Genomic DNA, 19,904 nt, shown 5'->3' with positions numbered 1-19,904 from the left:
AGAAAAACACACTATTATTCGTCAATAAACGTTTTGTTACTTTTTCGTAAAAAGCGGGAAAACAGAAATAACAATATGGAAGCAGGTGACGAGATAATGACAAATGAAAGGAAATCATGTCTCTTTTGCCAACGGGAACATTTATTACTTCCCATAAAACAAGAATATATTTGTGATGAGTGCCTAAATGAAGGAAATGGTGAACGGATGATGCAATGGGAAGCATTGCTTCAAAAACAAATGAACGATTATAAACATTTTTGTAAGCGCTGTGTAAAGGTGGGGCATTCAGAAGACATCCATCAGGCACGTGTGAGTGGCCGCAAACTAAAATCAATCCTTCAATTTTTGGAAGTAAAGAAAAAACATTCTGTTCTAATTAGAATAAAGCGTATTCACAAGTTACTGAATACCATCCGGGAAGCAGATGTCTTCATTGAGGCATTTGAAAAACGGGAAAAGGAAAACAAAATTTATAAAGGAATGGTGAAAAAAGTAACGATAAAGCGGAAAAATATTCAAAAAGAGCTCCAGTCACAAATGCCTTTCATTATGAATGCAGACTTTTTTCATGATTGGGAGCAATTTTTATCGAAAGAGTTAGCTTTCTGTGTTCTGACGCTTGAAAAAGAAAAAAGACTCAATGAATATGAACAGCGTTTTTCCCATAAAGTTGATGCTTATCATAAAGCAGTTAGAATGCATGGAAAACAAAATTCAAAATCGATCGAGGCACTGCATAAAGTTCGCATCCAATCAAAATCCTTGCGGTATATTTATAAGGAATTAAGTGAACTGATGGATCAAAATTTCACTTCAGAAAAAGAGTACTATAAAAAAATACAAACTCAATTTGGAGCTATAAATGATGTGCAGGATTGGCTGAATAAAGTGAAACAATATAGAAACAAGCTGAATGCTTCAAAAAAAGACATCGGATATGTCAAGAAAAGACTGAAAATTCAATTAAAAGAGATGATTGAAACTGTTGATTTGCCCCAACCTAACGATTAAAATACCGTAATGAGTTTATTTTAAAAAGGACGTTATTCACTAGAAAATTGCCTTTTTCTATTTCACATAATGAGATTTAAAAAGCTGCCTATTTACAGGTAGCTTTTTGGGATTCACCGTTGGTTAAACGGCAGTGAATGAGCAGGCAAAGGACGGTTAAAAAAGTATCCCTGCCCTTCATCGCAGTTTTCTTCTTTTAAATACTCCAGCTGGATTTCATCTTCAATCCCTTCCCCTACCACATTCATTTCCAGACTATGGGCTAATGATATGATCGCGGATGTAATTCTTTTACCATTCAAGTCATTGTTAATATCATCGATAAAACAGCGGTCTATTTTCACTTTATCAAATGGATATTGCCGTAAATAACTTAAAGAGGTGTAGCCTGTTCCAAAATCATCGATGGATATCGAAATGCCTGCTTGTTTTAATTTTAAAAGGCTTTCTTTTATTAATCCTACGTCATCCAGCAAAATGCTTTCCGTTACCTCAAGCTCCAGCCATTTTGATTCTAGGTTTGTTTCTTCTAATATAGTTAAAACGTCATCAACAAATTCCGTCTGCTGCAGTTGTTTCGTCGAGATATTAACGGCTACTTTGAAGGGAGGAATTCCTGAATCCTGCCATATTTTACTTTGACGACAGGCGGTTTGGAGTACCCAAGTCCCAATGCCGATAATCTGGCCGCTTTCCTCGGCAACCGGGATAAAATCATTTGGCGGAATCAGCCCGAATTCCGGATGATTCCATCGAATCAACGCTTCCAGCGCCGTCAGTTTTCCCGTTTTTAAATCCATAATCGGCTGATAGTATAATTCCAGCTCATTATTTGAAACGGCACTCTTTAAATCGCGTTCAATGGTAAGTTTATAGGATGCCTTTAAATCCATTTCTTTCGTAAAGATGGTATAGCTGTTTCTTTTATATTTTTTCGTGTAGTACATCGCCGTATCGGCATGCCTGATTAATTCTTGAGGGTTTTCTTCTTTTCCACTGCTAAAAGCCAGCCCTATACTTATGGACACAGTGATTGAATGACCGGCAACACCAAAGGGCTCTTTCATGACCTGATTAATATGTTCAGCCACTTTAATCGCTTCTTCCTGAGAAACCTCTGGCAGAAGAATGGTGAATTCGTCTCCAGCCAGCCGGCTGACCGTATCCGTTTTTCGGAGATTTTGCAAGAGCCTTTCCGCGAACATTTTCAACAGTTCATCGCCAATATGATGGCCTAATGAATCATTAATGAGCTTGAAACGATCTATATCGAGAAACAAAACGGCAAATGAATGCCCATCCTCACTTGAAAAAAGAACCATTTGACTGAGCCGATCTTCAAACAGCTTCCGGTTAGGCAATTTTGTCAGTGTGTCATAAAAAGCGAGCTGCTCCATCTGCTGGTCCAGAAGATTTTTTTGCGTAATGTCTCTTGCGATCCCATACGTGCCGATAATTTCGTCATTTACTTTCATCGGAAAATGAGTGGCATTTAAATGGATTTTCTCTCCATTTTTTTTCGTAATAATGATCTCTGAACTGCTCGATATTCCCTTCTTTGCTTTTTCAAAATGCGTAATGGCTTTTGGCAGATCCTCTGGGATAACGAGGGGCGCGAAAGACATTTCCAACAATTCATTTGCTGCATAGCCCGTGATCGTTTCACTGGCAGGGTTCGCATGAATAAATTTCCCGTCGTCATCAAACGTGAAAATAGCATCTGGACTGTTATGAAAGAGGGACTCGTATCGCTCATTGCTTTCCTGAAGCAGATTTTCAGCGACCACTCGTTCTGTAATATCAATCACAGTCCCAAATAACGTAACATTCCCATCGATCTCTGCCACTGTAGAATGAATTTCAGTATAAATTAAACTGCCGTCTTTTTTAAGCTTGCGAATTCTGTAGCTTCCCTCACTTTTTTCTTTTAATTTCCTTTTTTCAATCTTTTTCTGTATCATTTGAAAATCATCCGGATGGATAATTTTATCCAATGGCACGTCTCCGTTCGTTAATTCTGACTTTGTATAGCCTAAAAGGTCCGCATAATAGGTATTCACATATGAATACGTTTCATCTCCTAATATGTACATCCCTACTGAAGCATTTTCAATCAGCGTATGAAACATGGTTTGATAAAAAGAAAGTTCAGCATGATTTTTTTCATTATGATCCGTTAATTGAGTAATAAAATCACGCAAATAATGATCGTCTTTCGTTAATGGGTGAGGCATTTCATTCAATTCTTCCATTCATCACATCTCCTGAGAACTATTTTCTCAATCTGCATAAATCGTTGTTTTGTTTCGGCCATCTGCTTTTGATTGATAAAGAGCAAAGTCCGCTTTTTCTATCACTTCAGTTGATTGCCCGGCATCTTCCGGGTAAACAGCTATACCAAGAGAGATCGTAACAGCCCCTCCTGTAGGACTTTTACTTGTTTCGATTTCACTTCTTAAGCGTTCTGCTAAATTGGCTGCTGTTTCCATGTTTCCTGTCTTGACAAGAATCCCAAACTCTTCTCCACCAAATCGGAAGCATACATCTTCTACTCTAGAAAACTTCTGCATAATAGACGCTGTAAACACTAAAACCTCATCCCCTTTTACATGCCCGAATGTATCATTCACCTTTTTAAAATGATCAATATCCAGCAAAATGAGGCAAAAAGGAAGTTGGCTTTCAATCCATCCTTGCATGACCTGTTCGAATGTCTTGCGGTTTGCTATCCCTGTTAATCCATCGATTCGATTCTCACTATTCAACTGGTCAAAATGATTATGGATATGATGGGCAAGCTGGCGCACTTCATATACTCTCGAACGAATGATTGGCCGGTCAAGAGGAGCAGTTTTATTGTCTGCAATCGCATCTTCTGAAAATTTAGCCAGCTGATAAAGAGGCTTTGAAATGATGAAAGAAACCCCAAATGCTATCAGCAAAATAAAAAGAAGAAATGGCAGCCCTTGCATAATCATTGAAACAATTAATTTATTCAACGGTTCTTTTAATACTGAAACAGGCGTTTGAGAAACAATTCCCCAGCCACTGCTTTTTTCATAGGAGTATCCAATAAAATATTCAGTTCCTAATGAATTTTTTGTTTGCTCGAAGCTGCTTTTCCCTGATATTACTTTTTGAATGATGGCATTTCCAGATACAAATTCATTGATGCGCTTCTTATTTGGATGAAAGATTAAATGGCCCTGCCTGTCGACCACATACACATAGGAGCCGTTTCCATAAAAGTGTTCATTCAGCATAGTGCTTAACACATTGTCTTCCTCTAAATAAATCGTTCCGCCTACAAATCCTTTATATGTTCCTTCTTTATCAAAAACAGGAGAAGAAACGAGGAGAATAAGCCTTCCTGATGTCCCCAAATAAGGGTCTGAAATAAATGGTTTCTTCAACTGGACTGCCTCAATCGATACTTCGGAAGTTAACTGGGTCCCTACGGCCAAACCTGAACCAGTTGGGCTAACTTGTTGAATCACCCGATTTGAATCAGCGAAAAAAATTGAATTAAAATACTGTTTATTCGCCTGCAGCAAAAGGTCTGTTTCTTTTTTTGTTAATGTTTGTTCTTGGGCGTTATTTGCAATAAAATTCATATTCTCCTGCATGCTGGTTAATAATATATTGGTTTCTGATGAAATCTTTTTGGCATATTGATAGTTGTTCTCCAAATGATTTAATGCCAATGAATTTCGTGTTGAACTAAAAGCCGAATAACCGCCTACTATTGCTGTTAATAACGCAGAAACCAGTACTAATACACCAATCATGAACCGAAGCGTCATTCCTTTGTATCTCTTCACCTTTCACCCATCCCTGTTATAGAATTAAAACAGCAGATTTCCTGCAAAGTTAACTCAATTGCTATCATCCATTCAATTTCTTTTATTTTTATATATGAACCCCAATCCATATTTGGACTGGGGTTCATATTTTTTCATATGGCAAATCAACTTACTTTAAAAACCAAGGTAGAATGATCCAGTTCTTCTGCGAGTTCAACAAGAGAATGAGCCGTTGCTACAGTTTCCTTTTAATAAGCTGATTTAATTATATATTGACACAGGACTTTCGTAACCGAAAATCATTGGCGGGATGGCGCAATTCTTTTTGCGGTACCGCGCAGTTTTTGTCGATTTTTGAAGAATGATAAAAAGCGGTTAAAAATCCCGCACCACCAAGCTGGCGCACGGGAGAGCATGCTGTTAAAAGCAATATCTGTTTTGAAGGCCCCATGAATGTTAAAGCGGGGAAATGTCCTGGTCAGATAATAGTCCGGTTTCCTTAGCCTTCATTGCTGCCTCAATACGCGATTTCACATTTAATTTCTGAAAAATATTCGTTAAGCTGTATTCTAATGAACGTTGGCTCATTAATAAACTATCCGCAATTTCTTTATTGCTCCTTCCTTTGGATATTTCTCTTAATATCTTATATTCTTTGTTACTTATCGCCTGCACATCAATTTCTTTTTTTACATCCGGCACATGAAGAGTGGTTCTTCTCAGTTGTTTTACTAAAGAAAGCGGCAAAATTACTTCACCCTTCAAAGCATACCGAACGGTTCTGACAAGCTGTTCTTTATTAACTGTTTTCTGCACGAAGCCGGATACACCAGATTCAATTAGCAGGTTAAAATGGTTTTTAAATTCAAAGCCGCTGTAAATTAAGATGACTGCATTTGGCTTCAGGGTTAATACTTGCTTTGTAAGGTCAATTCCATTAATGTCCGGCATATGCAAATCGAATAACATAATGTCAAATTGCTGCGTACTTGCCATCTCGAGTGCTTGATTGCCCGAATACGCCAAAGACACTTTTATATCCTCTTCCTGTTCCAGGAGCATTTTTGTACCTTCCATAACGGTTGGATGATCGTCAACCAGTAAAATCTCAATCATGATCGAACCCTCCTTGGGTAAGAGTGGTGTGGGCCCCTCCTAAAAGTGATGGCAGTGAAATGGAAATGGTGAGCCCTTTATTAGGCAGGGAATGGAAGTCAATTTTCCCGTCCATACTGCGCACTCGCTCTTTCATTCCATATACCCCCATACTGCTAAAGGAGTCTTCTATCCCTTTTACATCCATTCCGATTCCATCATCTCGGTAGACCAATTTAATTCGATCGGGATAGCTCGCAAGTGTGATGTGAACTTCTGCTGCACCGGAATGCTTCGTGGCGTTCGCTAAAAGCTCTTGGGCGATACGATATAAGCCAATTAATAAATCGTCCGTCAGCGTATGATGAAACTGGGCCTTATCAAACTGAATAGAATAATTAGACCGCAATTGAGTAAATTCAAATAACGCCTCCAAGGATGAAACAAGCCCCTCCTCTTTAAGCATAGGCGGCCGCAATTCATTGCACGTTATGCGTATTTGATAAATGACATCTAATAAGCCCTGCATAATTTGCTGCAGCTGTTCCCGCACCTGTGGGGGAATAAGTGGATCTGTCGACAGATGATCAAGCTTCCGATACCAGATAATCTGTTCTTGCAGCGCAGAATCATGCAAATCCTGAGACAAATGCTTTCTTTCATTTTCAGACAGTTTAAATAATAGGCGCAAAAGCCAGGCGGGAGCCATTTGATTAGATGTGATCGTATCCAGTTCCTTTGTTAAATCTTCAATCAGCCGGAAATTGTCATATAAAACGTTAATATACCGGCTTACCGTCTTAAGCCACACTTTCTTTGATGAGAACGTTAAAGATTCAGGTTTTCCCCCAATGTAAAGCAAATAGTTTTTCCCACTAATTTCACCAATTTTTAATACGTAGCCGTTTAATGTTTCGATAAGTTCGTTTACTGGAAGATTACTTATCGGAAGTGTTCCAATATCCCCCTGCAGTTCTTGTTGTAGATCGGAATTGCCGCTTTTTGTTATAAATGTCTTATCCTCCTGTACTTCAATGACACTGACATGTTTTATTTTAATCACGTTCTGCACTTCTTTTACAAAACGGCGATTAAGTTCAGATACCTTCATAATCCCAAAAAGATCATGCGAAAAGCGGTCCAGGCTTGTCTGTAAGGAGGAATAGCGTTCTTCACTTTCTCGAATTTTTTGTTCCGCGCGATTCCTTTCTTCTTCCATTTTTTTTTGTTTTGTTACATCGCGAATTAGCGAGAAACCGGCGTTTTTGCCCATGAATGAAATCGGGGTAATGATGGCTTCTGCATCTATAACCGTTTGGTCTTTGCGGATCATTTTAAGTTCAAGAAGAGACGTACCGGTTTGCTGCTCGTATACTCCTTTCAAGTGGGAATTCGCCATTTTTTGAAAATCGGGGTGAATAAAATCAAAGATAGACCGTCCTATAATATCTTCTGCACTTGAAGCGCCAATAAATACAAGAGCAGCTGAATTAATATAAATACATTTATAATCATAATGAAAAATAATCGCTTCCGGTGAAAGTTCAACAAGAAGCCGGTTCAGCTCTTCACTTTCTTTCAATCCCTTTTCCATTAGTCCTTTTTCCGTCAGGTCCCTTGCGACAGCTACAATACTTTCAACTTCCCCGTCATGATTAAGAACAGGCGCCGCCATGCATTCTACCAATACAGAATAGCCTTCCGCATGAACAAATCGAAATTGAAACAGCTGGTTGATTTTTTTCTCCGCCAAGTTAGAAAATATTTCTTGAACATAACTAAGATCTTCTGGGTCAATAAATTGAAATAGTGAAACACCCTCTACACCTTCACTATAAAATCCTGCTCCTTTTCTAAAAGCATAACGTATTGTACCATCTGGGTCTAAGACGCCGTTTAAATCGGCTATGTTTTCAATAATGAAACGATTTTTGGCATCGCTTTCCACAAGTGCTTTTTCCATCATTTTTTTTGAAGTGATATCTCTGCCAATTGTAAAGACCCCTTCAATTTTGTCATTAATATAAATCGGAATAACGTGAATATCCCAGTACACGTTTTTCTTATTGTCGTGATAGGTGGTAATCTCGTAGTTTTGCGGCTGGCCCTGCTTTGCTTTTTCAAAATGTTCCCTAGCGCGTTGTTTATCTTCAGCAGGAAAGAAGTCTGGCCAGGAAATCCCTTTATCTTTTTCAAGAGCAGTCTGTCCTGTTATTCTTTCACCAATTGGATTAACATCGAGAATAGTCCCATTTAGATCCATTTCACAGATGACATCAGAATTATATTCAAATAAGGATTTATACCGCTGCTCACTTCTATCTAACGCCTCTTCTGTCTTTTTTCTTGATGTGATATCAATAATAACCCCGTCCAGCCGGATGACCTTTCCAGATTGATCCATCGTTGGTGTAATCCTATTTTGAACCCATCGGATATGGCCATCGGCATGAATAATTCGATATTCACTAATACGCGAAATACCATTTCTGTTATCTCTTGATGAGGCTTCGAAAATGGATACATCATCAGGATGAATGATTGTTTTCCAAGATTCCCGATCTATAAATTGTTCCGATGGATACCCTGTAATCTTCTTCATCCCTTTTGACGTATAAGGTATTTTTTGAGAACGCCCATCATAGCACCAAACCGCTACATCAATATTATTGAAAACAGTTTGCAATTGTTGTTTACTCTCCAACAACTCCTCGTTAAGCATTCCCAGCCTTTTTTGATTTTCCAAACTTCTCATTCTCCCGATCATTGTTATCCCTATTAAAAATAATATACATATTGCAAAGTAGCCAAATTCGCTCATAGCACAATAATTCCGTCCAATCTTTATTAGATTTAAATATATCGGTTTAATGTTATAACATAGCGAAAAAGTAAAGCTATTTTTTTTCTTTTTTATAGAGTTGGTAAATATTTCTGAAAGTGTCTTTCTTGGCAATTGTCCATAGTAGAGTATTTAGCGGATGACCGATGAGTTCGTGCAGATTAAAATGCGTTTATAAACAAAAAAGCTGCGCCAGGATTGTCTTGCGCAGCTTTTCATTCTGTACTGTATCCTTGCATTTTTTTCAATCAGTATTTACTGTTTACTCCTGCAGGAGACCTTCTTTTTCTAAAAATTCACGTGCTGTTGCTTCAACACTTTTACTTTCCGCATTGACTTGATAGTTCATCGCACGCATTTCATCGTCGGTAATTTTGCCGGCGAGCTTATTCAACGATTCAACCAGCTCCGGGTATTCTTCTGCCGTTTCCTCCATTAAAAGAGGCGCGCCTTGGTATGGCGGGAATAAGTTTTGATCATCTTCTAAAACGGTTAAGTCATACACTTGCAGCTCACTGTCTGTTGAATATGCATCAATGAGGTTGATGTCTCCGCTTTGAAGCGCCTGATAGCGCAGCTTCGGCTCCATTGTGACGACAGATGGGAAATCAATGCCGTACGATTCTTGAATGCCGAGATAACCATCTTCCCTGTCTGAAAATTCAAGTGTAAAGCCAGCCTTAATCTGGCTTTCAATTTGCTTTATATCTGTAATCGTCTGAATGTCATGTTGCTCTGCTAAAGCGGTTGGAATCGCAAGTGCATATGTGTTATTATATTGCATCGGCTCAAGCATAGTCATGTCAAATTGCTCGCTCATGCCGTCTCTCGCCTGCTCATACACAGCTCGGGAATCAGTGCTTTCGGCCGTTTCTTTTAAAAATTCCGAAATGGCAGTTCCCGTAAACTCCGGATACAGATCAATGCTGCCAGAATCAAGCGCGTTAAAGACAAATGACGTTTTGCCAAGTCCCGGCTTTAACTCAACCGAAAGATCCGTGTCCTGCTCAATCAACAATTTATACATGTTGATTAAAATTTCCGGCTCCGTGCCAAGTTTTGCTCCAATGACAATTTCTTTATCCTGCCTTCCGAAAAACGGTCCTACGATGACAAGCAGTGAGACAGCAAGCAAAATGCCAAGCATCGCCCCCGCTTTTTTAAAGGAAAGAGTCTCAAATCGGCGTAATAGAATATCAAACGAAATCGCCAGCAGCGCAGCCGGAATCGCTCCAAGAACGATAAGCGCTGTATTGTTGCGGTCAATACCAAGTAAAATAATATCACCGAGACCGCCGGCGCCGATTAAGGCGGCAAGTGTCGCCGTGCCGACAATCAGCACCATGGCTGTTCGAATTCCCGCCATAATCACCGGCATTGCCAGTGGCAGCTCCACCTTCATAAGCCGGCGTTGTTGGTTCATCCCCATTCCCCGTGCCGCTTCAATTAAAGAAGGATCAACTTCTTTAATACCCGTGTATGTATTACGCAAAATCGGCAGCAATGCATAGACAACAAGCGCGATAATAGCGGGAACCTTTCCAATGCCGAAAAGAGGAATAAGCAAACCAAGAAGCGCCAAAGACGGGATCGTCTGCATAACGGCTGTAATCCCGATAATGCTTTCCGCCGCTTTTTGCTTTCTCGTTAAATAAATGCCGAGTGGAATCGCGATTAAAACCGCGAAAAAAAGAGCAATAAATGAAATTTGAATATGTTCAAGAAGTGCTGCGAGTAATTCTTCTTTCCGCTCGGAAAAAACGGTCGTCAGCCCATTCATGCCCGCACCTCCCCGGCAAGAAACTGAATAATGGTCTCCCTCGTCACAGAGCCAATGGGCTGTCCATTTTCTTCGATGATTAGGACGTCCGTTTCCGCTAACAGCTGGAGCGCTTTGCTAATCGGTGCGCCTGCAGAAATCGTCCGTCCTTCTTTTAGTTCAATTGGAAATTGCACCACTACTTCTTTTACTTTTCTGCCTTCTATCCGGTCATGCGAACCAATAAAGCTTTTCACAAAATCATTCGCCGGGTGTTCGATAATTTCTTCGGGCGTACCGATCTGGACAACCTTGCCATCTTTCATTACACAAAGACGGTCACCGAGCTTGATGGCTTCTTTCATGTCATGTGTCACGAACACAATGGTTTTTTGAATTTTGCGCTGCAGCTCTAAAAGGTCATCCTGCAGCTTTTCCCGGCTGATCGGGTCAAGCGCACTAAAGGGCTCATCCATTAAAATCACTTCCGGATCGGCTGCAAGCGCCCGGATAACGCCTATTCGCTGTTGCTGTCCACCCGAGAGCTCAGACGGTTTCCGGTTTCGATAAACGAAAGGATCAAGACCGACCATTTCAAGCAGCTCATCGACACGGCGGCTGATTTTTGAGCGGTTCCACTTGCGCATCTCTGGAACGACCGCAATGTTTTCAGCAATCGTCATATGCGGAAACAGGGCGATTTGCTGCAGGACGTATCCGATATTCCAGCGAAGTTCGTGAATATCAAATTCACTGATTTTTTTACCGTCAATCCGCAGCGTGCCCTCAGATATCGGAATAAGCCGGTTGATCATTTTCAGCGTTGTCGTTTTCCCACAGCCGCTTGGCCCAATTAAAATGAAAAATTCTCCTTTTTTAATGATTAAGTCAAGTTGTTGGACCGCTTGGGTGCCATCCGGGTATTTCTTTTCCACCTGGTCAAACTGAATCATATTATCACACTCCATTCCTATCCCTTTTTACCCTTTTGAAATCACTCCTATGCTTATCTGGTACATTTTCGCGTCAAAAAGAACCACCTTATTTAAGTGGCTGCTATCAAGTCAATAATAGAACAATTCTAAACGAAGTGGAACTATAAGTCGGAATAAGCCTAATAAAAAAATCAGCTTATAGACTCAGCCCATATTGTCAGCGGTCTATAAGCTTTTTAAAAATTTTAGTATTCGTCTTTTTCTTTTTTTCATACTAATCACGTATGAACTTTTAAATAATCGTTGTTTTTCTTTTATTTTTTTAATATGTTGGTTTCTTTTAATACTTCTTCGTTTTCTTCTTTTTCTTTCAGATCATTAGGCGGTTTATCTTTCGAAAGAAACCAGCCTCCTACACCGATCAGGAGAAGGACAGACCAGAAAATCATTTTCCATGTTGTTCCTTTGCCGAAGCCTTCCGAGATAATGGCCAGCTCTGGATGAGATAAGGCATAAACGCCGAGTTTCACCCCTACCCACGCAACCACAAGAAATGCGGCTGTTTCGAGCCCGGGCTTCCGGTCTAGCAAAACAACAAAATACCCTGCCGCAAATCTCATAATAACAAGTCCAATGATTCCACCGGCAAGTACGATCGTAAAATGACCGCCATCCAGCCCGCCGATTGTCGGCAGGTTTGTCCCCGGAAGCGTAATAGCTAATGCCACAGCGGCCAGAATCGCATCAACGGCAAATGCAATGTCTGCCAGCTCCACCTTGATGACGGTCATCCAAAAACCAGACCCCTTTTTTTCCTTTTCTTCTTTCTTTAAATGGCTTTTTAACACAAACTTCTTTACTAAATGATAAAGAGCAATACCAAACAAATACAGAGCGCCAATTGCCTGCACCTGCCAAATGTGAACCAAATAAGAAATAATAAACAAGGAGCCAAACCTAAAAACAAACGCTCCAGCAAGCCCATAAAATAAAGCTTTCTTTCTTTGCTCGGGCGGTAAATGCTTCACCATTGTGGCAATAACAAGCGCGTTATCTGCAGCTAATATTCCTTCCAGCCCGATTAAAATGATCAGAACCCAACCGTACTCTAATAATAAGGCAACATCCATAAAACCAACTCCTTTTACATAGTGAATACCTCTTTTATCGGAAATAAAAAAGGTTTCTTTAGCTGTGTGACCTTATTTCAAAGAAAATAAACATAAGTGGCAGCAAGTACTTCATGATAAAAAATACCGATTTATTTATGAACCAATAATAAATCGGTATTTTTTCTTTTGCAGGAATCTTTTCTTGTTCATCATTTAAATCTTATGAACTAAATTTCATAATTGCCTTAAGAGTTGTCCCCTTTTTAGAATCTGCGATAGCTTCATTATGACAAATTCCCGACGCAACAAGGCGGACTAAAACCTCACCTGGTTTAGGGTCATCGATTGAAATTTCTGTAATTTGAAATGGTTCACCTTTTCCAAATGTAACGGCTGCTTTTGATTGCATATCGATACCTCCCAGTTAATGAAAAACGTTTCATAATTAAGATAACCGTCCTAGTTTTTTTCATACAATCTTTTGTAAACCTTACTTGTCATTCCGCTGTATGGATTTTAAAAGAAGGAGTATCTTCTATAAAGTCGAATAAGTTAATAATTCAGTTTAGGAGGGTATGCACTTGAAAGTACCAACGAAACCATGGACATTGTTGTATAAAATACAACAGGAGGTACTTCCGGACACTCGTCATTATTTAAACGAGTGGAAGGTGAAGGCAGACAAAATCCCGGATGACGAATTACGAAAACAAGCTCTTTCCAGCATTAAAGAAAAGACTTTCCACTGTGAAGGCGGGGCTGTTTATGGACTGCTTGCTGGACAAGAGCGCAAAAACATTATTCGATTTATTGTGGCCTATCAAACGATCAGTGATTACTTGGATAATCTTTGTGATAGGAGTACCTCTTTGGAAGAAAGGGATTTCCGGATGCTTCATCAGTCTATGCAGCACGCCTTAACCCCTGGAGAAGAACCGGTAAATTATTATCGATATCGGCAAAATCAAGATGATGGCGGGTATTTGGCTTCTCTTGTGTTAACCTGTCAAAATATTTTAAAAGACCTTCCTGGATTTCGAAGTGCTCAAGATTCAATGCATCAATTAGCAAGGTATTATTGCGACTTACAGGTTTTCAAACACGTCGAAAAAAATAAACGTGTTGAATTATTAGAAAATTGGTTTGCGCGGCACAAGCAGGAAGTATCTGCAATGACTTGGTATGAGTTTTCAGCCTGTGCAGGTTCTACATTAGGCATTTTTTGTTTGGCTGCCTACACGTCAAATTCTTTGAAAACCGAAGAAGTGAACACAATAAAAAATGGATATTTCCCTTGGGTTCAGGGGCTCCATATTATGCTGGATTATTTCATTGATCAAGAAGAGGATCGGAAAGAGAATGATTTAAATTTTATCTTCTACTACGAAAATGAAGAAAAGATGGTACAAAGAATCAAATATTTCAAAGAAAAAGCCGAGTTAAGTATTCGTAATTTGCCAGATTGGAAATTTCATCAACTTATTAACAAAGGTCTTATCGCCATTTATCTAGCTGATAAGAAAGTTCAAGAAGATAAGAAACTAAAACGAACCGCCAAACGATTTATCCGCTTTGGCGGTTTATCTACTCTATTTTTCTATCTAAATAAACGTGTGTATCGCCAAGCGTAAGCGGAAATAGTTTTGCTCATGAACCGTGAACGCCCGCTGTTCAATCACGCCTGTATTCAAAATGAAAGGCAGCTCTACGTGGTGTAAAGCTGCCGAATAACTCTTTTTTAATAATTTTATTTCTTCAAATGATAAGAGACTTATGCATATAAATCATGCTTGATATCGCTTAATCTCCATCATTACACCAAGTGAGCGCCGCCATCAATGAGAACAACAGAGCCTGTTGTAAATCCATTTTTGGCCAAGTAAACATATGATTCTGCAATGTCTTCAGATGTTGCGACACGTCCTACTGGCAACTGCTGCGCGATCCCAGTAAACAATTCCCCACGCTGTTCTGCCGGCATACCGGCGTAAAGAGGTGTGTCTACAATTCCAGGTGAAACAACATTTACTCGTGTCGGAGCCAAATCCACTGCAAGGCCACGTACCAATCCTTCAATACCTGAATTAATAGCTGCTAAGGTAGAAGCACCAACAGGAGGCCGTTTGCCGTAAACACCTGATGTTAACGTAATAGATCCTCCAGTATTCAAAAACGGGATTGCTGCATGAACGGTAATATATTGTCCCCAGAACTTGCTGTCAAAAGCAGCTTTTGCATCTTTAACAGGCAAATCGCTGAATGAACCCATTGCGCCCTCTCCCGCCGTAATCACCAAGTGATCAAATTTCCCAACCTTGTTGAAAAATTGGGCTGCTTTCTCTTCACTGCGAAAATCAATTTCATATGCTTCAACATCTCCATCCAGCGCACTTTTTGCCTCAGATAGTTTTGAAGCAGATCTGCTTGCGATAATAACCTGTGCTGATTCATCAAGAAAGGCCTTCGCGGCAGCTAATCCAATACCAGAAGTACCTCCAACAACAACTACACGTTTTGCACTCAATGACATAGAAATTATCCCCTTTTATGTTTTCGTTAGTTTTACCATGTTACCTGCCTGCATACTTAAAATAAAATTTCTTTTTCAAACTACATCTTACTCTTCATCTTTCTCTCATGAAAGTAAAATGCACCTGACACATCATATCCTCATCAGTTTCAGAAAACGATAGGCCAAATTCCTCTTCGAATTCTCACAAAAGAACACGTCCAGTAATGGTACTCAACCCCATCCTCATACATATAGTGCAATACGAGCGCTTAAATTGGGATTAGAAAAGGACTGTCTGAAAAAATAGACAGTCCTTTTTGTGTAAAAGTAATATATAGTAAGTGTTCCTTTCAATTAATTAAAACAATTAATCCAAGAAAATTACTAGTATGTTTATTTTAGTTTGAAGCCAGATACTGTTTGATTCAAATCCTCAGCAAGACTTGCAAGGGACTGGGTTGTTGCCGCCGTTTCTTCACTGGCTGCAGCTGCTTCTTCACTGGCGCCAGCAATACTTTCAATCGCACGCATTACATTCCCTGTTTGAGCAGACTGCTGCTCACTGGCTGCTGCAATGCTCTCAATAGAACGCATCACTTCACTTGATTGGGCGGACTGCTGTTCACTGGCTGCTGCAATTTCATTTATCTTTGTAACTGACTCGCGAACCATCTCAGAAATAAAGTCGAATGCTTTCTCTGTCTCATTCGTTGCACTTACTCCGTCATTTACATATATAACACTTTGTTTTGTATTGTTTTGAATTCCTTTAATAATACCCGTTATTTCTTTTGTCGCCGTACTGCTCTGTTCTGCTAATTTCCGTACTTCATCTGCTACTACGGCAAACCCCTTCCCTTGCTCTCCTGCACGTGCCGCTTCGATCGCCGCATTTAGGGCTAAAAGGTTCGTTTGATTCGCAATCCCGCTAATAACAGTAATAATCTGACCAATTTTCTCCGCATCTTCCTCAAGCAGGCTCATTTGAGCACTTACTTGGTTCATGCCATTCATAGACGTTTTAACCACTTTCCCCGCTTCACTTGAGACTTGAAGCATCCCTTCTGAAAGAGTTGATGTTTCTTCAGCACTTTGTGAGATGGAATTAATGGCCTCGTTTAACTCATTAAATTGTTCTTTCATTACCTGGGCATCATTGGCCTGACTTTCGGTGCTATTGGCAATATCCCGGAATAATTCTGTGATGGTCTGCGCGTCATTGGCTTGATTAGAAGCACTGCCTGCGATTTCCTCACTCGTAGCTGATATTTCTTGTGAAGATGCAGCTACATTTTCAGATGATACAATAATGCTTCCTACTGTTTGTCTTAAATTCATGATCATGTTGTTGACTGACTGTGCTAATACGCCTACTTCATCTTTTGTGTCAATATCAGTTGTTTCCGTTAAATCACCTTTGGACACGTTTTCCACTAATGCCACAACATTATTTAATGGTTTTGAAATGATTCGCGCGATGAAATATCCGAATCCAATACTAAATAGTATCGCTAATACAATGATTGCCATCGTTATTGTGTGAGCAGAATTTGCTAATGCGTCCGCTTCTGCATTTGATTTTTCGCCAAGCTCTATATTTAATTGGATTAATTCCTTTAAAGTAGCCTGTACGTTATCACCAGCTGCTTTAAACGTGGGCGCTAATGCAAGATAAGCTTCCGTATCATTCGCGTAAGCATACCCTTTTGCTTCGTCTAAATAGCCATAGTATTCTTCTAATGCGGGATGTAATTGATCAAGCAGCTGTTGTTCAGATTCTACCACATATGTATTTTCAAACTTTTCAATACTGGTATCAATTTCTGCTTGAATTTCCTTCAATCTATCCTCCAACTCTTTCTTTTCCTCCGGTGTTTTTGCTACAAACACCATATCGCGAATATTAACACGAATACGCTGATAATTCGTTTCAGTACGCCCCAAATCACTGATTGGGACAACCCGTTCATCATACATGAAAGTAAGCTGTTCATTCACTTTCCCTAAGTTTGTTAAACCAAAGATACCCACTAACCCGACGATAATCGCCATAATTGCAAACGCTGATACTAATTTCACCGACGTTTTTAAATTGTAAAACCAATTCAAAATTGTGCACCTCATTCTTTTTTTGTTATCATATTTATTTATCGACAAATTTCGCATCATTGTTAGCATTTATTTGGCTGGACATAAAAAGTTTATACTATTTGACATTTTGATAAAACAGGCATAATATCGGCATATCGTTATTTGTCGATATGTGAATATTATCATACGGTTATTTTAAAATCTCTGGACATACTGAAGAAGAAGGGTGCTGACAATTTTGAAACAGGAATTACACGTGATGAATGACGAAAAAGCAGTTGAAATCTTTAAAGCTCTTTCTAATCAGACAAGATTAAACATTCTCCAAATGCTTAAGGATGCAGAAACGAACTTTTCAGCGCAGGCACATGTGATTAAAGAGGCAAATTTTGAAGGCGGCGTTTGTGTAAGTGATATTCATAAAAAAACAGGCACCTCCCAGTCCACGACTTCTCAATACTTATCCATCCTTCTGCAGAGCGGGTTACTGGAAACGAAAAGAATCGGGCAATGGACATATTATCGAAGAAACGAAGAAATGATTAAGCAATTCGACCAATACATTGGGTTAAAACTATGACACATAGCGAGGGAGGAACCAAATGAGCTTGTTAGAACATGGTGCTTATCAAAGAATGTACCAAAAAAACAAAATGACACTTGGCTTTGTCCTGCCGACTGCAAAAATGAGCAAGACGCCGATCATGGAAAATCAATTGAACCTGGCGAAAAAAATTGAAGACTTTGGATTTTCAGCACTTTGGCTGCGGGATGTGACGATGCAGAACCTTGCGATTGATGATAATGGCCAAATGTATGATATCTGGATTTATTTAACGTATCTGGCTGCACAAACAAAACAAATCGCATTAGGTACAGCAAGCGTCGTCCTTCCCCTTCGCCATCCTGTACGAGTCGCAAAGGAAGCCGTCTCCATTGATCGATTGTTTCCTGAACGTCTCATCATGGGGGTCGCTTCTGGAGACCGGGAAAAAGATTTCTTCGCTCTTGGTGTATCAAAAGAAAAAAGCGGCGTTATATTTAATGAGAATTACACTACTCTTGATCGATTACTCCATGAAGAAAGTCCGACCATCCATTCGGGGTCAGGCGTCATTGACGGCAGAGAGATGAGAATGTTTCCGAAGCCTTACTCTTCTATTCCGGTCATGCCGACAGGCTTCAGCAGCCAGTCGATTGAGTGGATTGCTGAACATGGGGATGGATGGATTCAATATCCTAGAGACATTAAGCAGCAAGCAAGGCTGATTCAGGATTATCGTGGATTGACAAATGTAAAAGCACCAGGAAAATTTAAGCCTTTTACGCAGACTTTATTTATCGACTTATCGGAAAATCCCGATAAACAACCGGTGAAAATCCCGCTGGGTTTCCATCTTGGACGCAACTATTTAATCGAACTGCTTCAGGACTTTCAGACAATAGGCGTTAATCATCTGGCATTCGTCTTGTACTTTGCCCAGCGTCCGGCTGAGGATATTATTCAGGAGCTTGGTGAGGACGTTTTACCTTACTTCCCCACACATAAACATGCGGCAAAAGAGCAAAAGTAAGGAGAAAGATGAAGTGTTGAAAATTATATATGTTTTAGGAAAGGATATCTTTATTTATGGCTGATTTAGTAAAAACACCGCTTTCTGTACTTGATCCATCTCCCATTATAGCAGGAGGTTCTGCTGAGCTGTCCCTTCATAATACCCTTGATTTAGCTAAGAAAGCAGAAGAATGGGGGTACAAGCGGTTTTGGTTGGCTGAGCATCACAATTGGGTGGGAATGGCCAGTTCTGCTTCGCCGGTTGTCATTGGAAGAGTAGCATCTGTAACCGAAAAAATGCGTATTGGTTCCGGCGCAATGCTGCTTTCTCACTACTCTCCATTGTCGGTGGCCGAACAATTCGGGACGCTAGAAGCCTTTTTTCCCGGCCGGATTGATCTTGGCTTAGGCCGCGCGCCAGGCACCGATGCCTACACAGCCCAAGTATTGCGTTCACGTGCTGCCGGAGAACCGGAATTTGCAGAGCGTCTTCAAGAACTGACCGCTTACTTATACGGATCAGGAACATCATTGGCTAATGGATCACACACATTCCATGCGATTCCTGGCGAGAATAGCGAAGTGCCGATTTGGCTGCTGGGCTCAGGGCTTTACAGCGCCCAGTTGGCTGGGAAACTTGGGCTGCCGTTTTCTTTTGCCGGCCATTTTGCTCCAGGCAATATGATGGAAGCACTGGCCGTTTACCGGGAGCATTTCCGCCCGTCCGAAGTGCTTGATAAACCATATGTACTTTTATCTGTTCAAGTAGTTGCAGCAGATGAGGAGAAAGAAGCGCAGAGGCTTGCCACCTCCATGTATCAAAAATTTTTATTGTTAACCCGTGGACAGCCGGCACCATTGCAGCCTCCTGTGGACAGCATGGAGACAATTTGGAGTGAGCGTGAGCGCGAAGCAGTAGAAGAACAGCTTTTTACGTCCCTCATCGGGGATCCATCGGGCATTAAACAACAACTAGCAGAGCTGATTGAAAAAACGGAAGTAGACGAAATAATGGCCCACACCGAAATTTTTGATCATCAGGCCCGGCTGCGCTCTTATGAAATTTTGGCTGAGGCTGCCAACTACTAAAAGGTTGAACGTAGCGGCAAAGAAGTTGTTTAAGAAAAATAAAAGAACGTATTTTACAGGACAATAATTAAAGAGACAAAAAAATTCCCTTTAGCTT

Annotated in this window: 15 protein-coding genes; 5 read left to right on the top strand and 10 right to left on the bottom strand. The window is 40.2% G+C overall.

What is annotated here, in order from left to right; genetic code table 11:
- Window positions 1-96 precede the first annotated feature (96 nt).
- Window positions 97-1,014: a CHAD domain-containing protein gene (locus NLX67_RS10145; protein WP_254311646.1), complete on the top strand. Its 918-nt coding sequence runs from the start codon at window positions 97-99 to the stop codon at window positions 1,012-1,014.
- 113 nt (window positions 1,015-1,127) lie between these two features.
- Here NLX67_RS10145 and NLX67_RS10140 read toward each other — a convergent pair whose 3' ends face one another.
- The 8 genes from NLX67_RS10140 to NLX67_RS10105 form a co-directional block, all read right to left on the bottom strand.
- Window positions 1,128-3,266: a sensor domain-containing protein gene (locus NLX67_RS10140; RefSeq protein ID WP_254311645.1), complete on the bottom strand. Its 2,139-nt coding sequence runs from the start codon at window positions 3,264-3,266 to the stop codon at window positions 1,128-1,130.
- Window positions 3,267-3,293: 27 nt separating this feature from the next.
- A complete protein-coding gene (locus NLX67_RS10135; RefSeq protein WP_254311644.1) occupies window positions 3,294-4,835 on the bottom strand; it encodes a sensor domain-containing diguanylate cyclase in 1,542 nt (513 codons plus the stop codon).
- A 438-nt stretch (window positions 4,836-5,273) separates the two neighbouring features.
- Window positions 5,274-5,933, bottom strand: a complete 660-nt coding sequence (locus NLX67_RS10130) for a response regulator transcription factor (protein WP_254311643.1) — start codon at window positions 5,931-5,933, stop codon at window positions 5,274-5,276.
- Entirely contained in the window at window positions 5,926-8,658 is a 2,733-nt protein-coding gene (locus NLX67_RS10125) for a PAS domain-containing sensor histidine kinase (RefSeq protein WP_375143367.1), read from the bottom strand. The genes NLX67_RS10130 and NLX67_RS10125 overlap by 8 nt, the downstream gene beginning before the upstream one ends.
- Window positions 8,659-9,016: 358 nt before the next feature.
- Window positions 9,017-10,534, bottom strand: a complete 1,518-nt coding sequence (opuFB, locus tag NLX67_RS10120; protein ID WP_254311642.1) for an osmoprotectant update ABC transporter permease/substrate-binding subunit OpuFB — start codon at window positions 10,532-10,534, stop codon at window positions 9,017-9,019.
- The gene (locus NLX67_RS10115) at window positions 10,531-11,466 is read right to left on the bottom strand and encodes an ABC transporter ATP-binding protein (protein ID WP_254311641.1); all 936 of its coding nucleotides are present in this window, start codon (window positions 11,464-11,466) and stop codon (window positions 10,531-10,533) included. Before NLX67_RS10115 ends, opuFB begins: the two co-directional genes overlap by 4 nt.
- 296 nt (window positions 11,467-11,762) lie before the next feature.
- The gene (locus NLX67_RS10110) at window positions 11,763-12,578 is read right to left on the bottom strand and encodes a TerC family protein (RefSeq protein ID WP_254311640.1); all 816 of its coding nucleotides are present in this window, start codon (window positions 12,576-12,578) and stop codon (window positions 11,763-11,765) included.
- A 202-nt stretch (window positions 12,579-12,780) separates the two neighbouring features.
- Complete coding sequence (locus tag NLX67_RS10105; RefSeq protein ID WP_254311639.1) at window positions 12,781-12,969, bottom strand: hypothetical protein; 189 nt, start codon at window positions 12,967-12,969, stop codon at window positions 12,781-12,783.
- 172 nt (window positions 12,970-13,141) lie between these two features.
- Here NLX67_RS10105 and NLX67_RS10100 point away from each other — a divergent pair, with 172 nt between their 5' ends.
- Window positions 13,142-14,191, top strand: coding sequence for a tetraprenyl-beta-curcumene synthase family protein (locus NLX67_RS10100; RefSeq protein ID WP_046180301.1), 1,050 nt, complete (start codon window positions 13,142-13,144; stop codon window positions 14,189-14,191).
- A gap of 182 nt (window positions 14,192-14,373) precedes the next feature.
- Here the strand turns inward: NLX67_RS10100 and NLX67_RS10095 are convergent, their stop codons facing one another.
- Both NLX67_RS10095 and NLX67_RS10090 read right to left on the bottom strand, forming a co-directional pair.
- Window positions 14,374-15,090, bottom strand: a complete 717-nt coding sequence (locus tag NLX67_RS10095; RefSeq protein WP_046180302.1) for an SDR family oxidoreductase — start codon at window positions 15,088-15,090, stop codon at window positions 14,374-14,376.
- A 375-nt stretch (window positions 15,091-15,465) separates the two neighbouring features.
- Window positions 15,466-17,181 (bottom strand): methyl-accepting chemotaxis protein, encoded by a 1,716-nt coding sequence (locus NLX67_RS10090; RefSeq protein ID WP_254311638.1) that lies wholly within the window; start codon window positions 17,179-17,181, stop codon window positions 15,466-15,468.
- A gap of 241 nt (window positions 17,182-17,422) precedes the next feature.
- On the opposite strand from NLX67_RS10090, the gene NLX67_RS10085 reads away from it, so the two are divergent.
- From NLX67_RS10085 to NLX67_RS10075, 3 genes are read left to right on the top strand one after another with little or no spacing between them, the layout of a single operon-like run.
- Window positions 17,423-17,743, top strand: coding sequence for an ArsR/SmtB family transcription factor (locus NLX67_RS10085; protein WP_254311752.1), 321 nt, complete (start codon window positions 17,423-17,425; stop codon window positions 17,741-17,743).
- A 22-nt stretch (window positions 17,744-17,765) separates the two neighbouring features.
- A complete protein-coding gene (locus tag NLX67_RS10080) occupies window positions 17,766-18,737 on the top strand; it encodes a TIGR03571 family LLM class oxidoreductase (RefSeq protein ID WP_254311637.1) in 972 nt (323 codons plus the stop codon).
- 56 nt (window positions 18,738-18,793) lie between these two features.
- Complete coding sequence (locus tag NLX67_RS10075; RefSeq protein WP_254311636.1) at window positions 18,794-19,807, top strand: LLM class flavin-dependent oxidoreductase; 1,014 nt, start codon at window positions 18,794-18,796, stop codon at window positions 19,805-19,807.
- Window positions 19,808-19,904 lie beyond the last annotated feature (97 nt).

It is taken from the genome of Domibacillus sp. A3M-37 (assembly GCF_024213455.1).
Taxonomy (GTDB): domain Bacteria; phylum Bacillota; class Bacilli; order Bacillales; family Domibacillaceae; genus Domibacillus; species Domibacillus tundrae.
Note: the sequence above shows the minus strand (reverse complement) of the source record. Positions and strands in the feature narration are given on the sequence as shown.

What these genes read in the sequence shown, in the direction of transcription:
- NLX67_RS10105 (WP_254311639.1), bottom strand. Translation starts at nt 12,969, where the DNA reads ATGCAATCAAAAGCAGCCGTTACATTTGGAAAAGGTGAACCATTTCAA.
- NLX67_RS10140 (WP_254311645.1), bottom strand. Translation starts at nt 3,266, where the DNA reads ATGGAAGAATTGAATGAAATGCCTCACCCATTAACGAAAGACGATCAT.
- NLX67_RS10080 (WP_254311637.1), top strand. Translation starts at nt 17,766, where the DNA reads ATGAGCTTGTTAGAACATGGTGCTTATCAAAGAATGTACCAAAAAAAC.
- NLX67_RS10130 (WP_254311643.1), bottom strand. Translation starts at nt 5,933, where the DNA reads ATGATTGAGATTTTACTGGTTGACGATCATCCAACCGTTATGGAAGGT.
- NLX67_RS10115 (WP_254311641.1), bottom strand. Translation starts at nt 11,466, where the DNA reads ATGATTCAGTTTGACCAGGTGGAAAAGAAATACCCGGATGGCACCCAA.
- NLX67_RS10085 (WP_254311752.1), top strand. Translation starts at nt 17,423, where the DNA reads ATGAATGACGAAAAAGCAGTTGAAATCTTTAAAGCTCTTTCTAATCAG.
- NLX67_RS10095 (WP_046180302.1), bottom strand. Translation starts at nt 15,090, where the DNA reads ATGTCATTGAGTGCAAAACGTGTAGTTGTTGTTGGAGGTACTTCTGGT.
- opuFB (WP_254311642.1), bottom strand. Translation starts at nt 10,534, where the DNA reads ATGAATGGGCTGACGACCGTTTTTTCCGAGCGGAAAGAAGAATTACTC.
- NLX67_RS10110 (WP_254311640.1), bottom strand. Translation starts at nt 12,578, where the DNA reads ATGGATGTTGCCTTATTATTAGAGTACGGTTGGGTTCTGATCATTTTA.
- NLX67_RS10075 (WP_254311636.1), top strand. Translation starts at nt 18,794, where the DNA reads ATGGCTGATTTAGTAAAAACACCGCTTTCTGTACTTGATCCATCTCCC.
- NLX67_RS10145 (WP_254311646.1), top strand. Translation starts at nt 97, where the DNA reads ATGACAAATGAAAGGAAATCATGTCTCTTTTGCCAACGGGAACATTTA.